Here is a 24,793-nt window from a genome sequence, read left to right as displayed (position 1 = left end):
CGGCGGAATGCCAAGGCATGACGACCAGCGGTCGTCACTACCAAGGTCTTTGCAGGCCGGGAGTATCATTTCCCCATGTCACACCACTCTACTGACGCGTCCCCCGGGGACGCCACGCCGCGCTGGCGGCACTACTGGAAACTGATGCGCGCCGATCGCCCGATCGGCACGCTGCTGCTGCTGTGGCCCACCTGGTGGGCACTGTGGCTGGCCTCTGGCGGGGTGCCTCCGCTGTGGACGCTGTTCGTGTTTACCGCGGGCGTCTGGCTGACCCGCTCGGCCGGCTGCGTGATCAACGATTACGCCGACCGCTGGCTGGACCCGCATGTAAAGCGCACCAAGGATCGTCCCCTGGCCAGCGGCGCGGTAAGGGGCCGGCATGCATTGATGCTGTTCGCCGCGTTGATGGTGGCGGCGTTCGCCTTGGTGCTGACGATGAACTGGCTCACCGTGGCGCTGAGCTTCGTGGGCATTTTGCTGGCGGCCAGCTATCCGTACCTGAAGCGTTACACGCACCTGCCGCAGGTCTACCTGGGCATGGCGTTCGGCTGGGGGATTCCGATGGCCTTTGCGGCCGTGCAAGGTGAAGTGCCGGCGCTGGCGTGGCTGCTGTACGTGGGCAATATCGTGTGGTCCACCGCGTATGACACGTGGTACGCGATGGTGGATCGCGATGACGATCTGATAATGGGTTCGCACTCCACGGCGATCCTGTTCGGTCGATACGACCTGGTGATCCAAGGCGTGCTGTATGCCGTGTTCCTGGCGGTCATGAGCGGGGTAGGGGCATGGGCCGGGCTGGGCCTGTGGTACTTCGGCGCGGTGGCCGTGGCTGCCGTGCTGGTCGGCTATGAGTTCTGGCTGTGCCGCAACCGCGAGCGCGACCCGTGTTTCAAAGCGTTCCTGCATAACAACTGGGTGGGGGCTGTGTTGTTCGCGGGTATCGCCGTGGCCCTGCTCCGGTAGAGCCGACTTCAGTCGGCTGCTGTCAGGCGAAGCCGACTGAAGTCGGCTCTACCGAGGCGGTGAGGCGCAGGGGCAGCCGACTGAAGTCGGCTCTACCAAGGCGGTGAAGCGCAGGGGCAGCCGACTGAAGTCGGCTCTACCGGGGCGGTGAGGCGCAGGCGAAGCCGACTGAAGTCGGCTCTACCTGGGCGATTGAAGGGGTGGTGAGACCGGCACGGTCATGCACCATGGGACCGGGATCGGTAGCGCCGAGCCACTCGGCGAGCGCAGCGGCAAGCGCATGACCGCCAGCGCCGTCGCCCCCCGGCACCGCCCGATGAACAGGCCAAACAACTGCCCGGAATGACCACATGCAAACACCGTCTGAATCCTTAAGGTGCTTGTGCCACTAGGCCTGGGTGGCCTCCGGGTGGGCCGTGTGATGCCGTCCTCCACACGTTCCCACGCGTGGTTAACCAATGCTTGCCGAGGATGGCCATGACCGCGGCATTCCGCATGCGGCTTGGGAGCACTGTCATGGCAAACCAGCAGAATCAGCAGAACCCGCAGCAGGGTCAGCAGAACCAGCAGGATCAGCAGGGCCAGCAGCGCGGCGGCCGCGACCAGCAGCAGCAACAGCAGCAGGAACAGCAGCAGCGCAACCAGAACCAGCAGCAGGGCGGCAACGAAGAAGAAGAATGAGTTGTCGCACTGCACTGAAGAGACAAAGCCCCGCGATCGCGGGGCTTTGTTTTTAGGGAGTCTGTTTTCAGCGCATCTACAGTGAAACGCAGCGCCATCGCTGCTGTGCGTCAGCAACCTGTCCGCCGCGTTGCGGTGCCTCGATGACAAGCTCGATACCCACCGCATTGGGCAGGTCGCGTTGCTCGGGAAACCAAGGCCGGGTGGCCTCCACCACGATGAGCAGCCCCTCGTCATCGCCCATCGGGGCGAACGCATCTGAAGGCTCCGACAGCGGCGTAAGACCGAAGGTATCCGCCAACCGGCGCTGCGTGCCGGGCACATCGTCAACGGGCAGGCCGACTTCGCTCAGGCAGGTGATCTCGCTGCCATGGAAAGGACCCGTGCGCGAGGAGAGCGGCAAGCGCTTGCGCCCGATCAGCTCCAGAATCAGGCCGTCCGGTCCGGTGAAATACACCGACTGCGATTTCCAGTTGCTCTCCAGCGCGAAGTACTCCTTGCCGTCCGGCGAGCGCTGCAACGGCGCGCGCTCGCGCAGCCATGCCATGGCTTCGACGAAACGGTTGTCCGGCACATTGAAGGCCAGGTGCACGCCGCCCGTCGGTCGGTCATCGGCAGGCACCGGTCGGATCGTGCTCCAACCGATCACGGTGGCGCCGCCATCCACGTCCATCTGCAGCACGTCGGCGAAGTAGGCGGCCAACGCGGCCGGGTCGGAGGCCGGGAGGATGAGGTCACGTATACGCATGGCTCTACTGTACCGAACCGGGTACAGAGCGGCACAACTGTGATGCACGTCTCAAAAAATTGACGACGGCCGTCACGGATTGTTAGCATTGCGTTGTTCGGTAGACCAGTGGATGGTTGTGCAGCAGCAGGGAGTCTGGCTTTTCGCACCGATGCGGGCGTCAACACCCAGCTTGCCTTTTCATCCGTCCCTGGCCTGCGCCGAGCAGCCGTGACCCGTCGGGTCGCGTAAGGGGGCTCTTTGTATGTGGCAGTCGATAACGTCGCGTGGAAACGCGTGCGGCGCTTTGCTTCGCCTTGAGTTTGTTGCGCAGGTTCCTACGGGCCTGTCGATGTCCCCTGCGCGCGTGGTTCTGCCCACGCGCTGCGCTGCTGCTTGCCGTCAGGCACCGGACGCCCTCGCCAACCGGCGTAACCGCGGACCCAACCTGCCCCGTGCAGGCGCGGCCGCTCTTCCAAGCGGCCCTTCGCAGCATGCCGTCGACATCGTGAACTTCGTGGAGAACTCTCAGTGAACAAGATTTATCGCAAGGTCTGGAACAAAGCCCTGGGTCGTATCGTGGTCGCATCGGAGCTGGCGAGCAGCGATGGCGGCGGCACCACCGTCGGCGCAGTAGGCACCTCGCGCGGCACCGCGCACGCCAGTCTGGTGGCCGCCGTCGCGTTGGCGTTGGCGTCCATGGGCGCGCATGCGCAGGACCAGAATGTTGATGTCGGCCCGACCGGCAGCGTGACCGCTGGCCAGACCGTGCTGGACAACGATGGCATCCGCATCGGCAACACCGTGGCCATCGGCGCCAACGCGGTCACCGTCAGCAACGGCGCAGACAGTGCATCGCTGTCGGCGCAGGGCCTCGACGTGGGCTCGGTGCTGGTACGCGGCACTGCCGTAACCGTGGGCACCACCCGTCTGGATACCACCGGCCTGACTGCTACCAGCGGCGCCACCACCACCGTGGTCAACGGCACCCGCCTGGGCGTAAGCAACGGCGCGGCAAGCAGCAACCTCACCACGACCGGCCTGGCCGTCACCAATGGTGCGGCGACCACGAATGTCACCGCCACCGGCCTGCGCATCACCAACGGCCCCAGCGTGACCACCACCGGCATCAATGCCGGCGGCCTGAAGGTCACCGGCGTGGCCGATGGCAGCATCGCCGCCAACAGCAAGGAAGCGGTCAACGGCGGCCAGATCTATACGCTGCGCGACGAGCTGTACACCGTCGGCGCCGGCGTGAAGTACTTCCATGCCAATTCGACCGCACCGGATTCCATCGCCAACGGCGGACAGTCCGTTGCGATCGGCCCGAACAGCGTCTCCGATGGCTTCCATAGCATCGCCGCCGGTGACGGCGCCACGACCGCGCTCAATGGGGAAGCCGCCATCGCCGTGGGTCGTCTGGCGACCACCGCCGCTGCACGCTCGATCGCCTTGGGTGACCGCGCCAACGCCGGCAACCTGAACGTGCAGGACACCATCGCCATCGGTACCACCGCTGCGGTGACCGGTGATTTCAGCCTGAAGGGCATTGCCATCGGCCATGCCGCCACTGTGTCTGCCGTCGATGGCGTGGCCTTGGGCGCAGGCACCACCGCGTCCGGCGATGGCGCTGCCGCAGTGGGCGCCAACTCGGTTGCAGGCGGCGCTGAAAGCGTGGCCGTCGGCCGGGCAACGGCAACCGGCGCACGTTCGCTGGCAGCCGGCAGTGGCGCCACCGTGGCGACCGCGGACAGCATCGCGTTGGGTACCGGCGCGGGCGTCGGCACGGCCGGCAACGCCGCCGGCGACCGCACCTCGCACATCGCCATCGGCACCGGTGCAGGCACCGGCGTGATCGGCAACCAGACCACCGCCATCGGCTTCCAGGCCGGCACCGGCGTGGAAGGTGACCAGAACATCGCCATCGGTACGCAGGCCGGCAATGCGGCGGAAGGTGACTACAACGTGGCGCTGGGTTACCAGGCCAACAGCAGCGCGAGTGAGCGCGACCGCACCGTCGCCATCGGCGGCCTGTCCACCGCTGCGACGGACGCCACCTCGCTCGGTTATGGCGCCAAGGCTGAAGGCGTGGCCTCGGTGTCGATCGGCTCGCAGAGCCGTGCCAGCGAATCCGGCGTCGCCCTGGGCCGCAACGCCCGCGCCGACAAGGAAACCGTCGCACTGGGCTTCAACTCGGCCGCGCTGGAATCCGACGCGCTGGGTTCGGCCTACCTGACCGGTGACGTCGCGCCGAGCTCGGTCGTTTCCGTCGGTAACACGGTGGCCGGCCAGACCCGCCGCATCGTCAATGTCGCCGCCGGTGCCAATGCAACCGACGCCGTCAACGTCAAGCAGCTGCAGTCCGCGCAGACGTCCGTGGCCAACCTGATCGGCGGCGACGTCTCGCTCAATTCGAACGGCTCGTTCTCGCCCATCAAGGTGGGCAACAACACCTACAACACGGTGACCGAAGCGCTCAGCGCCGTCAGCAGTGGCGCCACCACGGCGTTGCCGCCGGAAGCGGTGACCCGCGTCAACGGCCGCATCAACAACATCGCCGCCGGCCAGGTGGCCAGCGATGCGGTGAACGTGCAGCAGCTCAACGAAACGGTTGAAGCGAACAGCAGCAAGTACGTCAGCGTGCGCTCCACCGCCGTCGGCAACCGCAGCAACGACGGCGCGATTGGCGAGAATGCCGTGGCCATCGGCGCACTGACCGATTCTGCCGGTGACGGTGCAACGGCTGCCGGCTACCAGGCACATGCCATCGGTGCCGGTTCGGTCGCAATGGGTCGCAACGTGTCGGCCGAAGGCGCTTCGTCTTCGGTGATCGGTGACAACAGCTATGCCAAGGACGAAGGCGGCGTGGCGATCGGGCGCGGCGCCCGCAGCACCGGCGTGAACTCGGTGGTGATGGGTACCCGCGCGCAGGCGGATCCGAAGGCCGGTTCGACGGTCAACGATGCCATCGTGATCGGTACCGACGCCGAAGTGACTGCCAATGACGGCGTGGCCATCGGCCATAGCGCGCTGGCGTCGGCGGTGCGCGGCGTTGCACAGGGCTTCGAGGCGCAGGCCACCGGCGTGGACTCCATCGCACAGGGCAGCAACGCGCTGGCCTCCGGCGTGAGCGCGCAGGCCAGCGGCACCCAGTCCGTGGCCAGCGGCCAGAACGCGCAGGCACGCGGTACCACCGCGCAAGCCAGCGGCACCGATGCCATCGCCAACGGCACCAACTCCCGCGGTTATGCCTCCAACGCGGTGGCCATCGGTACCGGCGCAGTGGCAGGTATCGCCAGCCCGCGTCCGGAAGACCTGATCAACAACACCAACGCCACCGCGATCGGCAACGGGGCACTGGCCAACCAGCGCAACACCACGGCCATGGGTCCGTCTGCCAGTGCGACCGCACGCTCGGCCATGGCACTGGGCGACAGCGCCAGCGCTACGGCAGTGCAGTCCTCTGCAGTGGGCACCCGCGCCGCAGCCAGCGGCACTTCGGCCTTCGCCGCAGGCACCGATGCGGACGCCAGCGGTACCTCGGCCATCGCCGTCGGTACCACCTCGGTAGCCTCTGGTGCAGACAGCGTGGCGGTCGGTTCGACCAGCCAGGCCACCGGCAACCGTGCCTTCGCGGGCGGCTTCGATGCACAGGCCACCGGCGCTGATGCGTATGCCCTGGGCCGCGGCAGCCGCGCCAGTGGCATCGACTCCATCGCCTTCGGTCGTGACGCGCAGGCGTCCTTCAACGATTCGGTGGCACTGGGTCATAACTCGGTGACCGCCGCCGCGGTAGGCACCCCGAATGCCACGGTCGACAATGTCACCTACAGCTACGCTGGTACCCAGCCGGGCAGCACGGTGAGCGTAGGCACCGACACCATCAAGCGCACCCTCACCAACGTAGCTGCCGGCCGCGTGAGCGGTACCAGCACCGATGCGATCAACGGCAGCCAGCTGTTCGGCACCAACCAGGCCGTGACCGCACTGGGCAACAACCTGGACAGCGCGGGCACCAGCATTGCCTCGGGCCTGGGTGGCAACTCGTTCTACAACGCCGGTACCCATCAGGTGGTAACCCGCCTGCAGCTGGGCAACACGACCTACACCAACGCGCAGGACGCGCTGACCCGCGCTGCCAGCGGCATCAACCTGACGGCCCAGGGCGCCAACAGCACCAACGTCGGCCCGACCAGCCCCGTCGGCGCCACGATGGATCTGCGTTCGGTCAACAGCAACATCGGCGTCAGCAAGGCCGCCAACACCAACACCGTCGAGTTCGCCCTGGCCAACAACCTTGACCTGGGCACCAACGGCAGCGTGAAGACCGGCAACACCCTGGTCGACAACGCCGGCGTGGCCGTGACCAACGGTGTCGAAAGCACGCGCATCACCGCCGGTAACGTGGCCGTGGGCAGTGGCGCCAATGTCACCAACGTGGGCCCGACCAGCGTGACCGTCGGCGGCGCCAACCCGCTGGTGGTCAACGGCGGAACCGGTACCGTCAACGGCCTGGCCAACACGTCGTTCAACCCGGACAGCTTCACCAGCGGCCAAGCGGCCAGCGAAGACCAGCTGAAGCAGGTCAACGATGCAGCCACCGCCGGTTGGAACGTGACCGACGTCAACGGCAACGCCGCCAACATCGGCCCCAATGGCCAGGTCGCCTTCATCGGCGATGACAACCTGACCGTCGCACAGACCGGCGCGCAGGACGCCGGCGTGGTGGGCGTCGCCCTGAAGAAGCAGATCGATCTGGGCACCGCCGGCAGCGTCACCACCGGCAACACGCAGGTGAGCAACAACGGTGTGGTGGTGGATGACGGTGTCTCGTCTTCGTCCATCGGCGCGGGCAACATCGCAGTGAGCGATGTGAACGGCACCACCGCCATCGGCGGCAACAGCATCACCGTCGGCGGGACCAGCCCGGTCGTGATCAACGGCAGCACCGGCACGGTCAATGGCCTGACCAACAAGAGCTTCGACCCGACCAGCTTCACCAGCGGCCAAGCCGCCAGCGAAGACCAGCTGGCCTCGGTCAGCCAGACGGTGAGTGCGGGCTGGAACATCAGTGCCGATGGCCAGAACGCCTCCAAGGTGTCGGCCACCAGCCCGACCGGCAGCGACGTCGACCTGCGCAGTGCCGATGGCAACCTGGTGGTGAGCAAGGCCGCCAACAGCAACGACGTCGAGTTCGCGTTGGCCAAGGACATCGACCTGGGCGCAACCGGCAGCGTCACCACCGGCAACACCGTGGTCGACAATGCGGGCGTGGCTGTGAATGACGGTACCTCCCTCACCACGGTGACTGCAGGCAACGTAGGCGTCAGCGATGGCACCTACAGCACCGCCATCGGGGCGACCCAGGTCAGCGTCGGCGGCCTCAATCCGCTGCTGATCAACGGCGCCACCGGCACCATCGGCGGCCTGACCAACACCACCTTCGACCCGGCCAACTTCACCAGCGGCCAGGCCGCCAGCGAAGACCAGTTGAAGCAGGTCAGCGACGTGGCATCGGCGGGTTGGAATGTTACCGATGCCAACGGCAACCAGGCCAACATCGGTCCGAACGGCGTGGTCACCTTCACCGGTGACAGCAATCTGGACGTGGCACAGAGCGGCGCGCAGGATGCCGGCGTGGTGGGCATCACGCTGAAGAAGAACCTGGACCTGGGCACCACCGGCAGCGTGGCCGCGGGCAACACCACCGTGAACACTGCGGGTGTGACCGTGGATGACGGCACCGCCTCCACCCAGGTCGCCACGACCGGCCTGACGACCACCGACGGTACGTCGTCGACGGTAGTGACTGCAGGCCAAGTGGGCGTCAGCGATGGCACCAATGCTACCGCCATCGGAGCGACCCAGATCAGCGTCGGCGGCCTGAACCCGCTGCTGATCAACGGCGCCACCGGTACCATCGGCGGCCTGACCAACACCACCTTCGATCCGAACAGCTTCACCAGCGGCCAGGCCGCCAGCGAAGACCAGTTGAAGCAGGTCAGCGACGTGGCGTCGGCGGGCTGGAACATCAGCGCGGAAGGTGCCAACAGCAGCAACGTCGGCCCGAACAGTGTCACCGGCAGCAGCGTCGACCTGCGTTCGGCAGACGGCAACGTGGTGGTGACCAAGGCCGCCAACAGCAACGACGTCGAGTTCGCGTTGGCCAAGGACATCGACCTGGGCGCGACCGGTAGCGTCACCACCGGCAACACCGTGGTCGACAACGCGGGCGTTGCGGTGAATGACGGTACCTCCACCACCACCGTGACCGCCGGCAACGTCGCCATCAGCGACGGCACGTACAGCACCGCCGTGGGTGCGACCAGCATCAACGTCGGCGGCGCCAACCCGCTGCTGATCAATGGCGCCACCGGCACCATCGGTGGCCTGACCAACACCAGCTTCGACCCGAACAACTTCACCAGCGGCCAGGCGGCCAGCGAAGACCAGCTGAAGCAGGTCAGTGACGTGGCAAGCGCGGGCTGGAATGTCACCGCCGAAGGTGCCAACGGCAGCAACGTGGCCGTGGGCAGTGCCACCGGCAACAACGTGGACCTGCGCTCCAGCGACGGCAACATCGTGGTGTCCAAGTCGGCGACCAGCAACGACGTCGAGTTCGCGTTGGCCGATGACCTGGCGGTGGCCGGCAGCGTGACCGTTGGCAACACCCGGATCGACACCACCGGCCTGACCATCGTCGGCGGCCCGAGCATCACCAGCGCGGGCATCGATGCGGGCAGCACGCGCATCACCAACGTGGCGACCGGCGTGGACGGCAGCGATGCGGTCAACGTGGACCAGCTGGACGACACCATCGAAGCACGTCGCACCCGCTACTACAGCGTCAACTCCACCGGCGGTGGCAACGAAGCCAATGACGGCGCGACCGGCGCGGATGCGATTGCATCGGGCCGCGATGCCGAAGCAGACGGTGATCAGGCCGTGGCGATGGGTCTGGGCGCTCAGGCAGCGGGCAACGGCAGCGTTGCACTGGGTGCCGGTGCACGGGCGCAGGCAGTGAACAGCCTGGCCTTCGGCAACGGTGCCGTGGCCAGCCATGGCAACAGCATCGCGATGGGCGCCGGTTCGGCCACCACGGTGGGCGCGCAGACGAACTATCAGGGTGCCTACGTGGGCAACTCCAGCTCCACCGGCGAAATGAACCTGGGCGGTCGCCAGGTGACCGGTGTGGCGGCGGGCTCGGCCGCGACCGATGCGGTCAACGTCAGCCAGCTTACTGCCGGCGTAGCCAGCGCGGTGTCTGATTCCAACCAGTACACAGATACGCAGATCAGCACGGTCAACACCCGCATCGACGGCATCGACAACCGCGTGACCAACGTGGAAGGCGACATCATCGACATCCGCGGTGACATCACCGACATCCGCAACGACGTGGTGGATATCCAGGGCGACATCACCAACCTGGATGGCCGCGTGAACACGATGGAGCGTGACCTCAACAACGCCAACATGGTCGCCGGCAACACGGCCGCCAAGGTAGCCAACATGGAGTACGGTGCCGACGGCATGTTCCAGGTCAGCCAGGATGGCGATCTGAACAAGCCGCAGGTCACCGGCCAGAATGCGGTGGGCGGCGGCAAGGGCGCAGTGGCATCGGGCAACAACAGCACCGCGCTGGGCAACCAGGCCGTGGCCAGCGGCGCCAACAGCACCGCCATCGGCCAGGGCGCGGTCGCCAGCCACGACAACAGCGTGGCACTGGGCCAGGGCTCGAAGACCACGGTGGGCGCACAGACCGGCTACAACGCCGCGTACGTGGGCACCAGCAGCTCCACGGGTGAGGTCAACATCGGTGGCCGCACGATGACCGGCGTTGCGGCCGGCATCGCAGGCACCGACGCGACCAACGTCAACCAGCTCACCGCTGGCGTCAACCAGGCCATCACCTCGGCCAACCAGTACACCGATAACCGCATCGGCAAGGTGGAAGACGACCTGTGGCAGCTGGACCGTGGCTACCGCAGTGCAACGGCTGCGGCGATGGCGATGGCCGGCCTGCCGCAGGCGTACATGCCGGGCAAGAGCATGTTGTCGATGGCCTTCGGTGGCTACCAGAGCGAGTACGGCATGGCGCTGGGCCTGTCCGGCATCACCGACAACGGTCGCTGGGTCTACAAGGCGCAGGCCAGCGGCAACACCATGCGCGACTGGGGCTTCTCGGTCGGCGCTGGCCTGCAGTGGTGATGTCGTCCTGATGCCGCAGCGGAGCCGGCCACGCGCCGGCTCCGCTGCAGCCATGCAACCCCATTCGAATTCGAAGGAAACGTCTTGATGAACGTAGCAAAGAGCTTCAAAGCCGCCGCACTGGCCGCGCTGGTCCTGGCCCTGGCCGCCTGCAGTACCCATGCCGCGAAGGAAACCAGTGGCGACGTGGTGTTCCCGGACCCGGATCGCATCGTGCTGAAGGAAGGCACCTTCCCGAACGTGGCCAACCTGCGCAGCGTGGGCCCCGGCGTGACCAAAGAGCAGCTGTACCACCTGCTGGGCCGCCCGCACTTCAGCGAAGGCTTCGCGCCGAAGGCCTGGAACTACCTGTTCCACTTCCGCACCCCGGACGGCATCGTGACCTGCCAGTACCAGGTGAAGTTCGACGATGAGAAGCGCGGCCAGTCGTTCCATTGGGCCCCGGCCTCGTGCGCCGACATGCTGAAGGCGCCGGCACCGCCTGTTGCCCCGGTGGCGGGCGCGCCGGATGTGGCGCGTTTCTCGCTGTCAGCGGATGCCCTGTTCGCCTTCGGCCGTTCCGGCGTGGCGGACATCAAGCCCAACGGCCGTGACGAACTGGCGCGCATCGCCGCACAGATCAGCAACGCGCAGGACAGCCAGGTCACCGTGGTCGGTCATACCGACCGCATCGGCAGCGAAGACAGCAACCAGCGCCTGTCGCAGGCCCGCGCGGACACCGTGCGTCGCCTGCTGGCCGACCACGGCGTAGCCGCCGGCAGCATCCGCGCCGAAGGCCGCGGCGAAGCCGAACCGGTCACCCGCAACTGCGCCGACAGCCTGGCCCGTAGCGCCCTGGTGAACTGCCTTGCACCGGACCGCCGCGTCGAAATCACCGTCAGCGGCCAGAAGTAAGTACCCACAGCGGGCGACGTCCAACGTCGCCCGCTGATTCAAATCGAGCGACACCGGGAGTGACGGCCGCTGGCCGTCAGTCTTCGCTCTGGTAGTGACGGCCGCCGGCCGTCAGCTCTGGCTCCCTCAGATCCCGCTCTTCGCAAATTCCGCATTCAACGCATGCGTCATCCGGGCGATCTCCGGCGTCAGGCACGTATTGAACTGCGCCGGATCTTTGCACCGCGATGCCACTTCCGTCGAACGTTGCTTCAACCCGAACGTCCCCAGGATCCCGCGCGCACGGACAAAACACGCCGCGCCCGGCGATCCCTGCTGCAACTCGCCATGACGCGCGGTGCAGTGGGTAATGGCAGCAGCCAGCGCCGCCGCATTGACCGCATACAACGCACCCTCGCTGGTATCAGCGGCATGCGCCTTCATCGGGGCTGCCACGGAAAGGCCAACCAGCATCAACGTCCAGATCGATTTCACTTCAAGGCTCCAGCACGGCCAAGCGGCCTGTGTGCCGCACGCGTCATTCTATCGCACGCCCGTCAGCCACCTGCCATCCCTCGATCTCTGTAGCGCCGAGCCACGCTCGGCGGAATGCCTCATCACCCGCACCCCCAACCGCCCCCTACACACCACCCCCACGATCCAACTGCCGATACCCGATCGCCTCCGCCAGATGCTCCGTCCCGATGTCCTCACACCCGGCAAGGTCCGCAATCGTCCGCGCCACGCGCAGAATCCGATGCATCGCACGCGCCGACAGCTGCAACCGCTCGATCGCCTGCTCCAACAGCCCCTGATCCGCCTCCACCAGCGACGCACACGCCCGCAGCGCCTTGCTGTCCAGATGCGCATTGAGCGCCCCGCGCGCCAACTGCCGCTCGCGCGCTGCAATCACACGCGCCCGCACATCCGCACTGCATTCGCCCGCAGGCGCACCTTCCCGTAGCTCTTCCGGCGACAGCCGCATCACCGTGACATGCAGATCAATGCGATCCAGCAGCGGCCCAGACACCCGGCCGCGATAACGCTGGATACGCTCGCTGGTACACAGACACCGATTGCTGCGATCACCCGCCCAGCCGCAAGGGCAGGGGTTCATCGCCGTCACCAGTTGGAACCGTGCAGGAAACACCGCGCTGCGTGCCGCCCGGCTGATACGGATATGGCCCGACTCCAACGGCTCACGCAGGATCTCCAACGCACTGCGTGACCATTCGGGAAGCTCATCCAAGAACAACACGCCATTGTGCGCAAGCGAGATTTCCCCGGGATGTGGCGGATTGCCGCCGCCCGCCAGCGCCGCCGCACTCGCACTATGGTGCGGCGCACGGAACGCCCGCTGCCGCCATCGTCGTGGGTCCAATCCACTGCCGCTGATCGACGCCACTGCAGCCGTCTGCAGCGCCTCGGCCTGGCTGGCCTCCGGCAGGATGCCGGGCAGTCGCGACGCCAGCAGCGTCTTGCCGCAACCCGGGCTGCCGATCAGCAGCAGGTGATGCCCGCCCGCCGCAGCCACTTCCAAAGCGCGCCGCGCATGCGCCTGACCCCGTACGTCGGTCAGGTCCAGCGGCGGATCGGCTTCGATGCTCTCCCTTTCGGCTCGCGGCAACCGCGCCGGGTTATCCACGGAGGCACAGACTTCCAACAGCGTGCGGGCCACGCGCACATCCGCATGTTCCGCCAGCGCGGCCTCGGCGGCATTGGCGGGTGGCACGAACAACGTGCGGCCGGCCTCAGCGGCAGCGATGGCGGCGGGCAACACGCCGTCTACCGGGCGTAGCTCGCCGGTAAGCGCCAGTTCGGCCACGTACTCATGACGGACCACCTGCTGCGGATCCAACTGGCCGCTGGCAGCGAGGATGCCCATCGCGATGGCCAGATCGAAGCGGCCGCCTTCTTTGGGCAGATCGGCCGGCCCGAGGTTGATGGTGATGCGTCGTTGCGGGTAGTCGAAGCGTGCACAGAGCAGGGCGGCGCGGACGCGTTCGCGTGACTCGCGCACGGTGGTTTCCGGCAGGCCGACGATCTGTGTGACGGGCAATCCGCCGGACAGGTGCACCTCCACACGAACCAGCGGCGCATCGGCACCGGAGCGGGCGCGGCTGTGTACCAGCGCGAGGCTCATGGGAGGGTCCCTTGGGGTGGTGTGACCAGTGTGGGCTGGGATCGTGTGGGGGATCAGTCGGAGATCAATCACTGCGAAGGTAGGCCGACAACCCTCTAAAGATTGAGGGCGAAGTTATTCGAATTCCGGCGTCCACACCGCACTTTCGGTAGCGCCGAGCCACGCTCGGCGGAATGCCTGATCGCGCGCCAATCCCACCGCCCCCTAGATGCCTACCAAGCGCCCCACGGTCCAACTGCCGATACCCGATCGCCTCCGCCAGATGCTCCGTCCCGATGTCCTCACACCCGGCAATATCCGCAATCGTCCGCGTCACCCGTAGAATCCGATGCATCGCACGCGCCGATAGCTGCAACCGCTTGATCGCCTGGTCCAGCAACCCCTGATCCGCCTCCACGAGCGAAGCACACGCACGCAGCGCCTTGCTGTCCAGATGCGCATTGAGCGCACCACTCGCCAACTGCCGCACGCGCGCTGCAATCACACGCGCCCGCACATCCGCACTGCATTCGCCCGCAGGTGCACCTTCCCGTAGCTCTTCCGGCGACAGCCGCATCACCGTGACATGCAGGTCAATGCGATCCAGCAGCGGGCCAGACACACGACCGCGATAACGCTGGATACGCTCGCTGGTACATAGACACCGATTGCTGCGATCACCCGCCCAGCCGCAAGGGCAGGGGTTCATCGCCGTCACCAGTTGGAACCGCGCAGGGAACACCGCGCTGCGTGCCGCCCGGCTGATAAGGATATGGCCAGACTCCAATGGCTCACGCAGGATCTCCAACGCACTGCGTGACCACTCGGGAACTTAGGACTTGTCAACCCAAGGTTGTCAGATAGAGCCGCGTAACGCTTCATCTCCAAGGTCTCTACCCATCCATGAGCGTGTAGGCGCCTATCCTCACTGACCCCCATCGGGAAATCAGCGGTCGAATTGCCTGACAAGTCGACACATTGTCAAATCGAGGTGGGCGCTCGCAAGGGAGCTGGCGCCCGTCATTTCAAATACTGGTCGGGAGATAGGCGGCTCATGGCCCCACCGGAAATGGCCTAGTGGAAAGGACCATTGAATTTGGATAATCTTCGTAAGGGCGCATGGAGCGCCCTCACACCCTTGCCTCGAGGCATTAGCGAGTGTGGTAGCGCCGTAAGACTTCCAGGGGGGGAGATGTCTGAGACTGCGAATATCGCCAAGATGGCCGAAAAGGTGTCGGGCGACATCTTTGAAATATTCGGCTGGGAGAGAGTCCTCCCCAGCGATCAGAACTGGGACTGCGTATCTGAAGAGCATGAGAAGAAGACGCATCCGAGCGATGTTGTTTTTCGGTACAAGCATCCCTATCTGGACTCGACCATATATTTCACTACGGACCTCAAGAGTTTCGCGAAGGGGTCGGTAACCAAGCAACAGGTGAGAAAGGCAGTCGCCTCTTTGGGCATGTCTGCCGCTTGTGCGGCCGTCAGTGACGCTTGGCAAACGCTGTATTTGGCATCTGACACGAAGTGGGATGTGCGTGGGTTGCTCTTTGTCTACAACCACGACGGGGAGTACTCGGGCAACTTTGATGAGTTGCTAGCAGATGCGAACTCAGCAAAAACGGGTCTTTCTTCCTCAACCGTCCTCCACGTTGTTGATCCGGAAAGGGTTGCATACCTTGTCACTGTGGCAAATGACATCGTAGCTCTAAAGGGAAAGAAGAAGCTTCCGGTGGATGAATCAAGGTTCTGGTTCTTTTACCCAGACTTGATCGGCGAGCCATCTCGGCAGCCACGAGCTAAATCTGCGACGATCGAGTCTCTTTGTGGCCCTCTCATCGTGTGCGAGTACATCCTTGACCAGTCTGTTGGCCCAGCTGCGACAGGCGCTTTGGTCTACTACTCCAGGAAAGGAGAGCATATCGATGAGTTCAAGTACATCCTGGACTACCTGTTTCGCTATCAGTTGCTAAGCAATTGCGATCAGATCGTTCTCCGTATGGCTCGTGCCGTTGCAGAAGCCCCCGCTCTATTCAAAAAAGCGGTGGATGCTTACGTGTCGGACTTCAATGACCTTCAAGAGGTGCGAGAGCGTCTGGGTCGAGTGAAGTTGGAGACAATTACAAATGTTGTGACGGTCTTTAGTCAGGTCGAAATTGGAATGGGTGAGCGTTGATGGCTATGTATTTTGCTGATAACAAGGACGTTCGCGACCTACTCGAGACATCCAAGCAAAAGCTAACGCTGGACGTGTTGCGGGCATTCCTTCTGCGCCGAGGAATGATCGTCTCCGATGACGCCACGAAGGCAGACCTCTTTGACCAGATCTCAATGTGGACGTTGGATCTCGAAGATCTAAACTGGCTGCTTGATAGAACAGCGCGGGCGGATAGGGCCGAGCGGTACACATCCGCCACAGTTGTGGGTAAGTTCTCTGCCGAAGAAGTTCGTAAAGCCTTGGAAAAATTGAAAAAGGGAGAGATCGGGCCCTTATTCGATTCGATCACTGTCACGAAGTCTGCGGGAGGGCCATTTTTGGCGTCTGCAACCTATTCAGAGCTCGATCCGGCGAAAACGCGACTAAGACAAAAACGTACTCGAGATGGTTCGATTAGGTTGGAGATAGGGCCACAGGGCGTTAGCGTGCGTCATGAAGCGAATGAAAAGATGTCAGCCGCTGTAGATGAGCTAATAAAAGCTATGGCCGCCGAGAAGGAAGAAGCAGTAGCGGCGCGCAAGATCGAGCTCTCTCATCTGCCCAGCGCCGAGAGCAGGACGGCTTTCTTCCTTACCCTCATAGGTGGGGTTAAAGGAATGAAGCTTTCGGACGTTAGCAAGGTGCAGGTGGAGCGCTCAGAACACTTCGGCCTGGACTCAAAAGACGTCGACACATCGCTCGATAGCGAAGAAGAAGGCGATGAAGACGGTGACGGCTCTGACGCCGAGAACGACCAGGAAGATCTGAATGAAGCAGACCTCGACCTCGTAGGCAATCAAGTTCGAGGCGCAATCCTTCGAGGAGTCTCACTATTGACTAGCCCCGAGTTTCAGATGATGAAGAAGCACTTCTTCCTCTATGGTATGGAGTGGACAGGTGAGGAAGAATTTGAGAAGGGTAAGATCGTTCAGTTTGAAGCGGCATTTGAGAACCCGCAAGCTTGCATAGGCTTTCGATACAAAGTCAAAGGGGTCATTGATCGGAAGAAGTCTGGAGATGGAGAGGAGTTCGTTAAAACGTCAAGGCCATGCACGGATATTGAGAATTCCCACTACATGAGGCTTTTGGAGGACGCATCAGTAAGTGCCCTTGAAGCGGTGGACCCAGGCTTCTCTGGGCCGCCATCAGACTCGAGTGGCGGCGACTCAGAGAGTGCCATCGCGGCACCGTCTTCAAGTTCCATCGTCGATGAACAATCTACTCCAAGCGACTCGGCCGGATCAGGCATTGAGGGACAACAGCATGGCTAGTCGATATCGTTTCTATCAGTGGTCGGTTTCTGCCAAGCAGTTTGCGCTGCTGAGAAAACGCCTGGAAGAGTCCGAGTTCAATGATGAGGTCAGTCATGGAGTGCGGTTAACCAAGGCGGGTAGATCTTTCATTGAGGGGCGATACTTTCAAAAGTTCTCCTATGATGAGCAGGAGCTGCTGCCGGGCGGTGCCACCTCTACGGTAGAGAGAGTGGGGTTCGTCATCACGAATTTTATCTTGCGGCCTACGCGGTGCGGCTTGGTAATCGCCAGTCCTCCGCGATCTGTGAGCAGCTTCATGATGTTCATATCAACTCTGCTCGACCACAATGTGACAGTTCAATCGCCTCGACTTGACCTAATACGTGTCAAGCGCTTGGTGCAGTCGATACTTGGCACTTGCACGGTTACTTCGGTCAGAATCGCCGGAGCCCAGCTCGCCGAGAATGTCGTTGCGGACATCGCGATAACGGATCAGCAGGATGCACTTGAGAGAGCCTTGAAGCTCTATCCCCAGCACCGCCGCTGTATAGGCAAGATCGACATCGTGCACACCGATGCTCATAGCGGGAAGTGGCGCCTAAGTTTGGTGCGCAACGGTTCCATTAGTACGACGTTGCCACGGACTGCGATTGATATGCTCTGGAGCGTTATGGAGGAGGCTCTGGAAGAGTAGTGACATCTGCAGGTGGAGAGAGATTCGTATCTCTCGCTCAGTGCTCGCGCTTCACGTCGGTACTAGCGCGCCCCATCGTGGTCTCCTCGGACGGATCGCATCAAAGTATAAGCCAAGCGGTCGCATCTGACCTACTCGAAGCCTTGGGGCACTTCTATGTTGATCTGCTATTTCGATGAGGTGAAGCCCAATCCTGACGGCCAGCCGTACTATTGGCTCGGTGGCTTGGCCATGCGCGATTCAATTCTGCAGGAGGTGGAGTCCGACCTGTCCGCCCTTGGGTACGAGTGCTTTGGAACCTACGATCTTCTTCCATCAACTGAGTTCCATGCAACTGACATCTGTTCGGGAAATAGGAACTTTAGGCGGTGGATTCGCCCAGATCGGCGCCTAGAAGTGCTTAAGAGGCTGGCACAGGTTATAGCGAGGCCAGACAGTATCTTTAGGGTGGTCGTGCGAATGGACGTGGCGCGAATAGCCAGAGGCGTGGACTATGAGGCGATGGCATTTATGTTTCTCGTGGAAAAGGTGAACCAGCTCTGCAGAGGACGGCAAGAGCTTGCGCTAATGATTGGCGACTTTGAGCATGGTGGAGTTGTCGAACGCTCGGTCAGGAGCCTTGCGCAGTATCGGCAGAATGGAACGCTCTACGCCTACGGCCAAGACATAGATCGCGTGATAGACACGGTTCATTTCGCGCACTCACATCACTCTAGGCTGCTTCAGCTCGCGGACGTATACATGTGGTTCAAGCAACTAGCTGATAGAAGTGACGAGGCACGGGGCATTAAGGTCGAGCTGCTTCGCTACCTGCGCGAGGACCTGGGGATCATGTGGCCTACGAAGTACAAGCTATGGCCGGGGGGCGAGGAATAGGGCGTAGTCTACTTCGCCCATTGAATAGCTATCGCGATCCGGGGAGCGGAAGTCCCCAGTCCAAGCGAACGGCCAGTGAGCTCGGACAGATTCAACCGCCTGGGTGATGCCAGCCTGCTTCAAACATCAGCTTCGTAGGACTAGAGGCTAGGAGGCCTGCATACTGCATTGGATATGAAAACTCCATCAAACTCACTGAATCCAGCGACGACAAGAACTTCTGACATCACCACAATGATTAATTTTGACCCACCAGAGCTTCAGGCGGCTTTGCAAGATGCAATCGTTAGACTGGGCTCTGCATTCGGAGTCGAGTGGCAGGGAGTCGAGCTAGATTCCGAGCTTGATGTCGACTTGGATGAAGAAGTTACGTTTGCTTCGGGGACGTCTCTAACCCTCAGTTTTCCGCGATCGGAGGTTGATGCCGAACTCACGATTCGTGACCTGATAGAGCTGTCGCTTGAGGTGACCGACCCGGCATCCACATGCGATGGTCTGACCTATCACTCCAAGTTTCGAACCGTAGTCAGGATGAAGTCTTGGGACCTGAGGTCAGACGGATTTGTCAGCAGGATCGGCTCGCCGGAGAATGAAGGAGGAAAGATTATCGGTGAGATAGAAGGGAGTCCGGTCTCTGTCTCTCTTCTTTCACCATCGCCTCATTTCGGCGCGGCAATTGTCGTCAAGGATCATTTTTACGATAAGTACAACCCTCCGCTGGGTTGGGACGAGTTCTTCGTCGAAGTTCATCATCCCATGGGCGCGACGATAGCTGGGTCGAATGCTCTGATCCAAGCTTACTTGTTTGAATTGCACGTTACTCTCGGGTTGGACTTCTCAGAGGCACCTCGGCCTGTGGAATTTGACATCGAGTATCCGGAGGATGAGGAGATCGGCGACCTTGTAGAGCGGGCAAACAACATGAGGCCGCTGCTCACGGGCCCGGGGCTAGTGGCGGTGCTCTCGGAATTCAACAGCGTGAATGGATTGTCTATGGGGGATGCGGCGCTCTTGGCCTACGTCAAATGCATTGAGTACGTTTCTGCAACCGTGGTTAGGGAAAAGCAGTACGAGGATCTGCGTAAGCGGCTACTCTCAAAGGATGCACTCAACCCCAATGCTGAGTTCATGGATGGCCTCCTTGTGCTGTTCGAGGAGAATCGAGTCTTCACCCGCGACGCAGAGGCGCTTCGCTTGTCGATCGAACGTTGCTGTGATCCACTTCCTATGAAGCTGCATTCACCGCCAATTCTCCGCAGCCTGGCCAAGATACACTCATCGAGCTCTTCGGAAAATCGCAATCAGGCGCTCGTGGACCTGGCGGCTGTTCTTTCTGCCACCAGGAATCAGCTCGCTCACGCAAAGGCCAACTATCGTGTGATGGGTAAGGAATGCCCGCAGGAACAGCTCCAAAGCTTGGTGGTATGCGCGCGAATAGCGGCTGAGCAGTGCATACGTTGGTACGCTTCACGTTCAGAAGAACTACGTAGAAGCTGATCGGAGGACGAGTCCATTCCTAGAGCCCTTGCATGGAGGTCGCCCACGGTCACGAAGCTAAAAGCAGCCAGCTGCTGTTCATGGCGTTACCGTCCGCGACTTTTAGTTTGCTATGCCAAGCGCGTGGATCAAGCAGTCGGTCGGAAGTTGATCGCAGATTTTGGAGGGTGAGCGATGCGACGACGCGCTGAACTCAACTTCAGCGGAGGAACTGACGGTCAGCGCAGTTGCGAGGCATAGCCGATCTGCCCAGCGCCGTGTCCTTGTCTCCTTGGCCACGTGGTCCAGGAGGACATCGATGAGGACTGGTACGAGAACATCCCTTGATGTCCGCTACCGGCCACAAGCAGCCGTACGCCTCGGCCGATCCTGCTGAACCGTGAAGCGAGTTCGGCGTGGATGAGCTAGTCCTCAGTCCAGGTGCCAAGTCGGCAGTTTACCGGCTCGTCCTTATCAACCGCGTAGCGGCCCCATTTGCGAAGCCCTATGCCGAGTCTGTTCTTAACTTCACTTACTCCGAGTACTCGGTAGGAGTCGCCGTCCAATTGGCCTGGCATAAGAAGCAGGTCGTCTTGTTGAAGTTCGGATGCGCGCATTCTCACAATCACAATGCGCTCATTTCCGTCGCTGCTTACTGCACGGACATGGATCCGCTCGCCGCAATCCGGGCATTTCCATTCGATCGCAACATCTTCAAGGGATCGCTCCTGGTCACAATCAGGGCACCAGTACTTCTCCGCCGCCAAGCGATTGATTCCGCGCATTGAACGCATAAGTCTCCAATAAGGGCTTCCAGCCCTGGCAGCCTCCGATCATAAAGTGACTTGGCCTGGCTAACAAGTCAGCGGGTTGCCGGCCGCGCAAGGCTGTCCGGAGGGTCCAATTAAAACCCGTCAGACGCGCAGAGCTATGCCCAAGTCTGCAATTACAAAGCAGATATGCAACGAGCCTCGTTCCGCGAATTATTCGCTTTCGGGGCCGCGAGGGAGAGGCCGGCCAAGTGCCGACCGGCTAAGCAACACCCTGTGCATCAATGAGCGTACTGTTCCCTCGCAAAACCAGATGCGGCATGGTGACTGGAATGTCTAGAGGGCGGCCGTCGGGGCGCGTTGTTCTGGTTCAATAGAGGGAACATGATGACCTAAGACTCTGTCAGGCCTTCTGTGCCTTTTTTGCTAGACACGCCACGAGCGGCGTCGGCATCGATGAATCATTAGACCGCCTCCATCGAGCAGATCTGAGGCGATACAGGTCAATAACGGCTTCCAACGTGGAGTCTTGGTAGATGTCTAGTTAGCGAATAGCGGCGGCAGTCGTGCGCATATCGGCTCGAATCTTGGTGACCTCGACGCTCTCACTGTCCCAAACTGCACGCAGACGTCCCAGCCCTGCAGCAAGTGCTGCACGTCTGCTTCCGAGCACTTCGCGAGCGGCCTCATACTTGATGGACTGCATGTGACCAAAACCGTTCAAAGTATCTTCCAATGGCGTTTCGGGCCTGCCTACTCTAGCTAGCTTAGGTCAAGTCAGAATCGACCAACTGTAACCCTGTGCGAGATCACTCTGTTGCGAGCCATGAACTGCCGGCTGAGTGAGACGGAGGGAGCGCAATTCTTTGAAGAGCGATTGAAAGAATCCCCGGCAAGAATGCCGGGGATTTACGCTTTCGGTCAACCGTTAGAGGCAGATCGTGGCGTACAACTTTTTTGAGATCTGCCGCTCAGTGCCCATCATGACTGTGATGAGCAACGGGGAGATCACGATTGATAACTTCTGCCTCTATCAGGCCTTCTTCACTTTCCGGAACGATCCAGGGCACTTCGCACTTGCTCAATAGGATCTTCATCCCAGCCCATTTCTTGCAGACGTTCTGCTGTGAATACTTTTGGCTGATCGTAGATAAGCGCAAAGACCAAAACAAAGCCAGGCGATACTTCCCACCGGTAGCCGACCCGATCACCGTATACATTCTTCATGAATGCCTCAAGTTCGGCAGCGTGACGAGCAATGATTTGCTCGCCCTCTGCGATCGTGGAAATACCGGCGGCAGCCATGCATGCTGTTACCTGCTCGAGCTTGTGCGCGGGATCGCGCCATTCGTGCCCGAACCCTACCTTGATTGCTTTGGCATAGAGATCATTGACGGGGTCCGATGCTTCGATGTCAGAGATCAGCTTCTTTTTTTCTTCCGATTTCATACGTGGCGAGTCCGATAGCGAATACTGCGTAAATTTCTAATTCCTTCAGAGTCGGATGGTTTCACCCAGTTTCTCCTTATACATAGCCTAACTCAAGGCCGGTACTTGTGAAAGTATAGTCCGCTCGAACCAACTCTCTTGCATGAGTTTCAGGATCGGTCTAGCTAGGTGCCGTCACCTACGATGCAAGTGGAGAGCGCTGGCGCGATCTCACTGCAACACAGCTCCGTTATTTAGATCAGTGCTTGCGGTCGTCGAAGATTCTTGCAGTTTCCGAAAATAAAATCTGTCTGGTAACCCGCCCCCTGAAAAGAGCGGGTCGGATTAGACTAGAGACTTTGCCCCGCATGGGCCCCGTGGATCGCAAGGAATGAAGCGGTGAAGAGATCCCGTTTTACCGAGGAGCAGATTGCCTGCACGCTCAAGAAAGTCGAGCTGGGAATAGCGGTCGGTGAGGTGTGCCGCAACATTCGTATCGCGTGGGTGATGTTCTACGTGCGGCGCAAACGCACGGCTGGCAAGGTCCGTCCGGGTTCAAGCGGCTGCGACTGCTGGAGGAGGTAAATCGGAAGCTCACGTAGTTGGTAGCCGACCTGAGGCCGGGCAAGGCGATGCCGCAGGAGGTGGTCAAAAGAAAGCTCTGAGACCTGCCAAGAAGCGTGTCTCGGTGGGTCGGCTGCAGGAGCGATTTGGTAGCAGTGAGCGACGTGCGCTGCGGATCGCGTCCATGTCGCGCTCGGCGTTTTCGTATAGGGCCAAGACGCAGGACAGCAGTGCCACTTGCCTGCGGTACGCGAGAGCACCCGTGCGTGCATCCATTATGGCTGTGAGTGCGCGCTGAGATGTCGGCCGCAGCTCAGAACGAGGTTTTCTGCTAGCGTCAAACCCAGGACAGGCAACGACCATGATGGACATGGAGAGGTACGCAGCATGAAAAGGATATCCGCAGCCGTCGCCCTAGCACTCGTCTCTTCCACCGCGGCAGCACAGATACCGCCGCCGGGTACCGAGGCGATGCTGGAACTGGAAATGCTCGTCAGAAGCTACGTGGCACGGCATCCCGGCGTATCGATCGACGATGCGGTTTCACGTATGGCCATCCAAAGCGAGCTCATGCCTGTGTCGGAGTCGCTACGCGAAGAGTTTGCCGAGCGCCTGACCGATATTTCCATCCAGCACGATCCAGACCAGCACATCCTCGTTGAGCTCAAAGGGCCGGGTTCCGTCCCGAACAGGGTTGCGCGGACGCCGAGTGGGGCGACGCGTGTGGTGTTCGAGGCAGGCCATCGCTACACGAACGAAGAGTTTCATCAGGTGCTGGACAGACACCGGTCCTTGATCTACAGCGAAATTCCAGGGATCACGGGGTCTTCGGGCTTTCCTGGCGAGGATCGTGTGCTGATCTACATCTCGGGGGATGCCGATCAGGCAGACCGTCTCAAGGACACCATTGCGAAGCTGGAGCGTGTGCTCGGCTTCAAGATTTCGCTGAGACCCAACATGCCGAAGTCCATGAACATGGCAGCGCCAATGAGCGGTGGCGGTATGGAGTAGCCGTCACAGTGCAGACTACCAAGAGGCTGCGCGATTTTTGAAAGCAGACATGTCAGCCCAACGCGTTAGGGTAACCGTGTCTTCAAACCAGGAGGACGCATGATCTGTGAAGCAACACTCCACGTCCCGCTGTCGAGCGCCTACGCCCTGCCGTTGGCAATCTGCCTGCTGTCCGCACTGGCAGTGGCCGCCACTTGGCGCGGGCCCATCGCCGAAGGCACCAGTATCCGCTCCAGGCACATCGTGCTGGGTGCCTCCCTCGCCTTGGTACTTACTGTCTCGGCAGGCCTGATCTACCAGGCGCGCAGCGCACACATAACCGTGCAGGGCGACACACTGACATCCTCCGCCCTGTTCGTTTCCACAACCATTCCACTATCGGCCATCCAGTTCGACGACGCAGTGGATGCTTCAACGCTGGCACTCCCTCGTCGTAAACTCGGAACCAGCACCGGGAGCGTGCAATTGGGCAGATTCGAGACGGAAACAGGTCGCGAAGTGTTCGCCCTCCGCGCTGGCGCAGCGTCACTGCGCATACCGGTTCACGGTAAGGCCGACCTGGTGCTCGATCGACCGTTGTACGAGGAAATACGTGCATGTCTGGCCGCGCGCCAGGCGCCATTACAGGATGAAGGAGAGCAAGGATGAGCAACAAGAACTACTGGTTTACCTCGCGCACCTACGGATGGGGCTGGGGACTTCCCAGCGCATGGCAGGGCTGGGTGATCTACACCGTGGCGGCAGCCGCCTTGATCGCCGGTTTTTTCCTGTTTCCGCCCGCCCGTGAAATGCTGAAATTCCAGCTTTATACCTGGGCCGTGGTGCTGGTGCTCGTGCTGATCTGCTGGCTGAAAGGCGAGCCGCCGAAATGGCGCTGGGGCAAGTAATCCGCCTGTGATTCACGCGGGGCGAAACACCACGCGCACTCACGGCATGACGGCAGC

General features: G+C 61.8%; 17 protein-coding genes and 1 pseudogene. 13 read left to right on the top strand and 5 right to left on the bottom strand.

Going from position 1 to position 24,793, the window contains the following annotated elements; translation table 11 throughout:
• Positions 1-75: 75 nt before the first annotated feature.
• Positions 76-966: a 4-hydroxybenzoate octaprenyltransferase gene (gene ubiA, locus IFT58_RS07715; RefSeq protein ID WP_192082218.1), complete on the top strand. Its 891-nt coding sequence runs from the start codon at positions 76-78 to the stop codon at positions 964-966.
• Positions 967-1,482: 516 nt separating this feature from the next.
• The gene (locus IFT58_RS07710; protein ID WP_192094372.1) at positions 1,483-1,647 is read left to right on the top strand and encodes a hypothetical protein; all 165 of its coding nucleotides are present in this window, start codon (positions 1,483-1,485) and stop codon (positions 1,645-1,647) included.
• Between the two features lie 76 nt (positions 1,648-1,723).
• Here the strand turns inward: IFT58_RS07710 and IFT58_RS07705 are convergent, their stop codons facing one another.
• A complete protein-coding gene (locus IFT58_RS07705) occupies positions 1,724-2,395 on the bottom strand; it encodes a VOC family protein (RefSeq protein WP_192094371.1) in 672 nt (223 codons plus the stop codon).
• Between the two features lie 510 nt (positions 2,396-2,905).
• Here IFT58_RS07705 and IFT58_RS07700 point away from each other — a divergent pair.
• Complete coding sequence (locus IFT58_RS07700; protein WP_192094370.1) at positions 2,906-10,585, top strand: YadA-like family protein; 7,680 nt, start codon at positions 2,906-2,908, stop codon at positions 10,583-10,585.
• A gap of 87 nt (positions 10,586-10,672) precedes the next feature.
• The gene (locus IFT58_RS07695; protein ID WP_192094369.1) at positions 10,673-11,479 is read left to right on the top strand and encodes an OmpA family protein; all 807 of its coding nucleotides are present in this window, start codon (positions 10,673-10,675) and stop codon (positions 11,477-11,479) included.
• A 126-nt stretch (positions 11,480-11,605) separates the two neighbouring features.
• Here IFT58_RS07695 and IFT58_RS07690 read toward each other — a convergent pair whose 3' ends face one another.
• The 3 genes and pseudogenes from IFT58_RS07690 to IFT58_RS07680 form a co-directional block, all read right to left on the bottom strand.
• Positions 11,606-11,953 (bottom strand): hypothetical protein, encoded by a 348-nt coding sequence (locus tag IFT58_RS07690; RefSeq protein WP_192082228.1) that lies wholly within the window; start codon positions 11,951-11,953, stop codon positions 11,606-11,608.
• Between the two features lie 145 nt (positions 11,954-12,098).
• Entirely contained in the window at positions 12,099-13,601 is a 1,503-nt protein-coding gene (locus IFT58_RS07685; protein WP_192094368.1) for a YifB family Mg chelatase-like AAA ATPase, read from the bottom strand.
• A 226-nt stretch (positions 13,602-13,827) separates the two neighbouring features.
• Positions 13,828-14,430 (bottom strand): annotated as a pseudogene (locus IFT58_RS07680) (ATP-binding protein); the annotation flags it as partial.
• Between the two features lie 342 nt (positions 14,431-14,772).
• Between IFT58_RS07680 and IFT58_RS07675 the strand changes: the two are divergent.
• The 5 genes from IFT58_RS07675 (at position 14,773) to IFT58_RS07655 (ending at position 20,097) form a co-directional block, all read left to right on the top strand.
• On the top strand, positions 14,773-15,756 hold the full coding sequence (locus tag IFT58_RS07675; protein ID WP_192094366.1) for a hypothetical protein: 984 nt from the start codon (positions 14,773-14,775) through the stop codon (positions 15,754-15,756).
• Positions 15,756-17,048, top strand: coding sequence for a hypothetical protein (locus IFT58_RS07670; protein ID WP_192094365.1), 1,293 nt, complete (start codon positions 15,756-15,758; stop codon positions 17,046-17,048). The genes IFT58_RS07675 and IFT58_RS07670 overlap by 1 nt, the downstream gene beginning before the upstream one ends.
• Positions 17,041-17,724, top strand: a complete 684-nt coding sequence (locus tag IFT58_RS07665; RefSeq protein ID WP_192094364.1) for a hypothetical protein — start codon at positions 17,041-17,043, stop codon at positions 17,722-17,724. The genes IFT58_RS07670 and IFT58_RS07665 overlap by 8 nt, the downstream gene beginning before the upstream one ends.
• A 156-nt stretch (positions 17,725-17,880) precedes the next feature.
• Complete coding sequence (locus tag IFT58_RS07660; protein ID WP_192094363.1) at positions 17,881-18,600, top strand: DUF3800 domain-containing protein; 720 nt, start codon at positions 17,881-17,883, stop codon at positions 18,598-18,600.
• Between the two features lie 174 nt (positions 18,601-18,774).
• The gene (locus IFT58_RS07655; protein ID WP_192094362.1) at positions 18,775-20,097 is read left to right on the top strand and encodes a hypothetical protein; all 1,323 of its coding nucleotides are present in this window, start codon (positions 18,775-18,777) and stop codon (positions 20,095-20,097) included.
• A gap of 1,793 nt (positions 20,098-21,890) precedes the next feature.
• Here IFT58_RS07655 and IFT58_RS07650 read toward each other — a convergent pair.
• Complete coding sequence (locus tag IFT58_RS07650) at positions 21,891-22,295, bottom strand: hypothetical protein (protein WP_192094361.1); 405 nt, start codon at positions 22,293-22,295, stop codon at positions 21,891-21,893.
• A 378-nt stretch (positions 22,296-22,673) separates the two neighbouring features.
• On the opposite strand from IFT58_RS07650, the gene IFT58_RS07645 reads away from it, so the two are divergent.
• From IFT58_RS07645 to IFT58_RS07630, 4 genes are all read left to right on the top strand, one after another.
• Positions 22,674-22,859, top strand: coding sequence for a hypothetical protein (locus IFT58_RS07645; protein WP_192094360.1), 186 nt, complete (start codon positions 22,674-22,676; stop codon positions 22,857-22,859).
• Between the two features lie 366 nt (positions 22,860-23,225).
• Positions 23,226-23,849, top strand: coding sequence for a hypothetical protein (locus IFT58_RS07640; RefSeq protein ID WP_192094359.1), 624 nt, complete (start codon positions 23,226-23,228; stop codon positions 23,847-23,849).
• A gap of 99 nt (positions 23,850-23,948) precedes the next feature.
• On the top strand, positions 23,949-24,497 hold the full coding sequence (locus tag IFT58_RS07635) for a hypothetical protein (RefSeq protein ID WP_192094358.1): 549 nt from the start codon (positions 23,949-23,951) through the stop codon (positions 24,495-24,497).
• Entirely contained in the window at positions 24,494-24,736 is a 243-nt protein-coding gene (locus IFT58_RS07630; protein ID WP_192094357.1) for a hypothetical protein, read from the top strand. Before IFT58_RS07635 ends, IFT58_RS07630 begins: the two co-directional genes overlap by 4 nt.
• Positions 24,737-24,793: the final 57 nt, after the last annotated feature.

The sequence above is a fragment of the Stenotrophomonas sp. CFBP 13718 genome (genome assembly GCF_014842145.1).
Taxonomy (GTDB): domain Bacteria; phylum Pseudomonadota; class Gammaproteobacteria; order Xanthomonadales; family Xanthomonadaceae; genus Stenotrophomonas.
The sequence above is the reverse complement of the archived record's forward strand: the minus strand, read 5'-3'. Positions and strand labels throughout refer to the sequence as shown.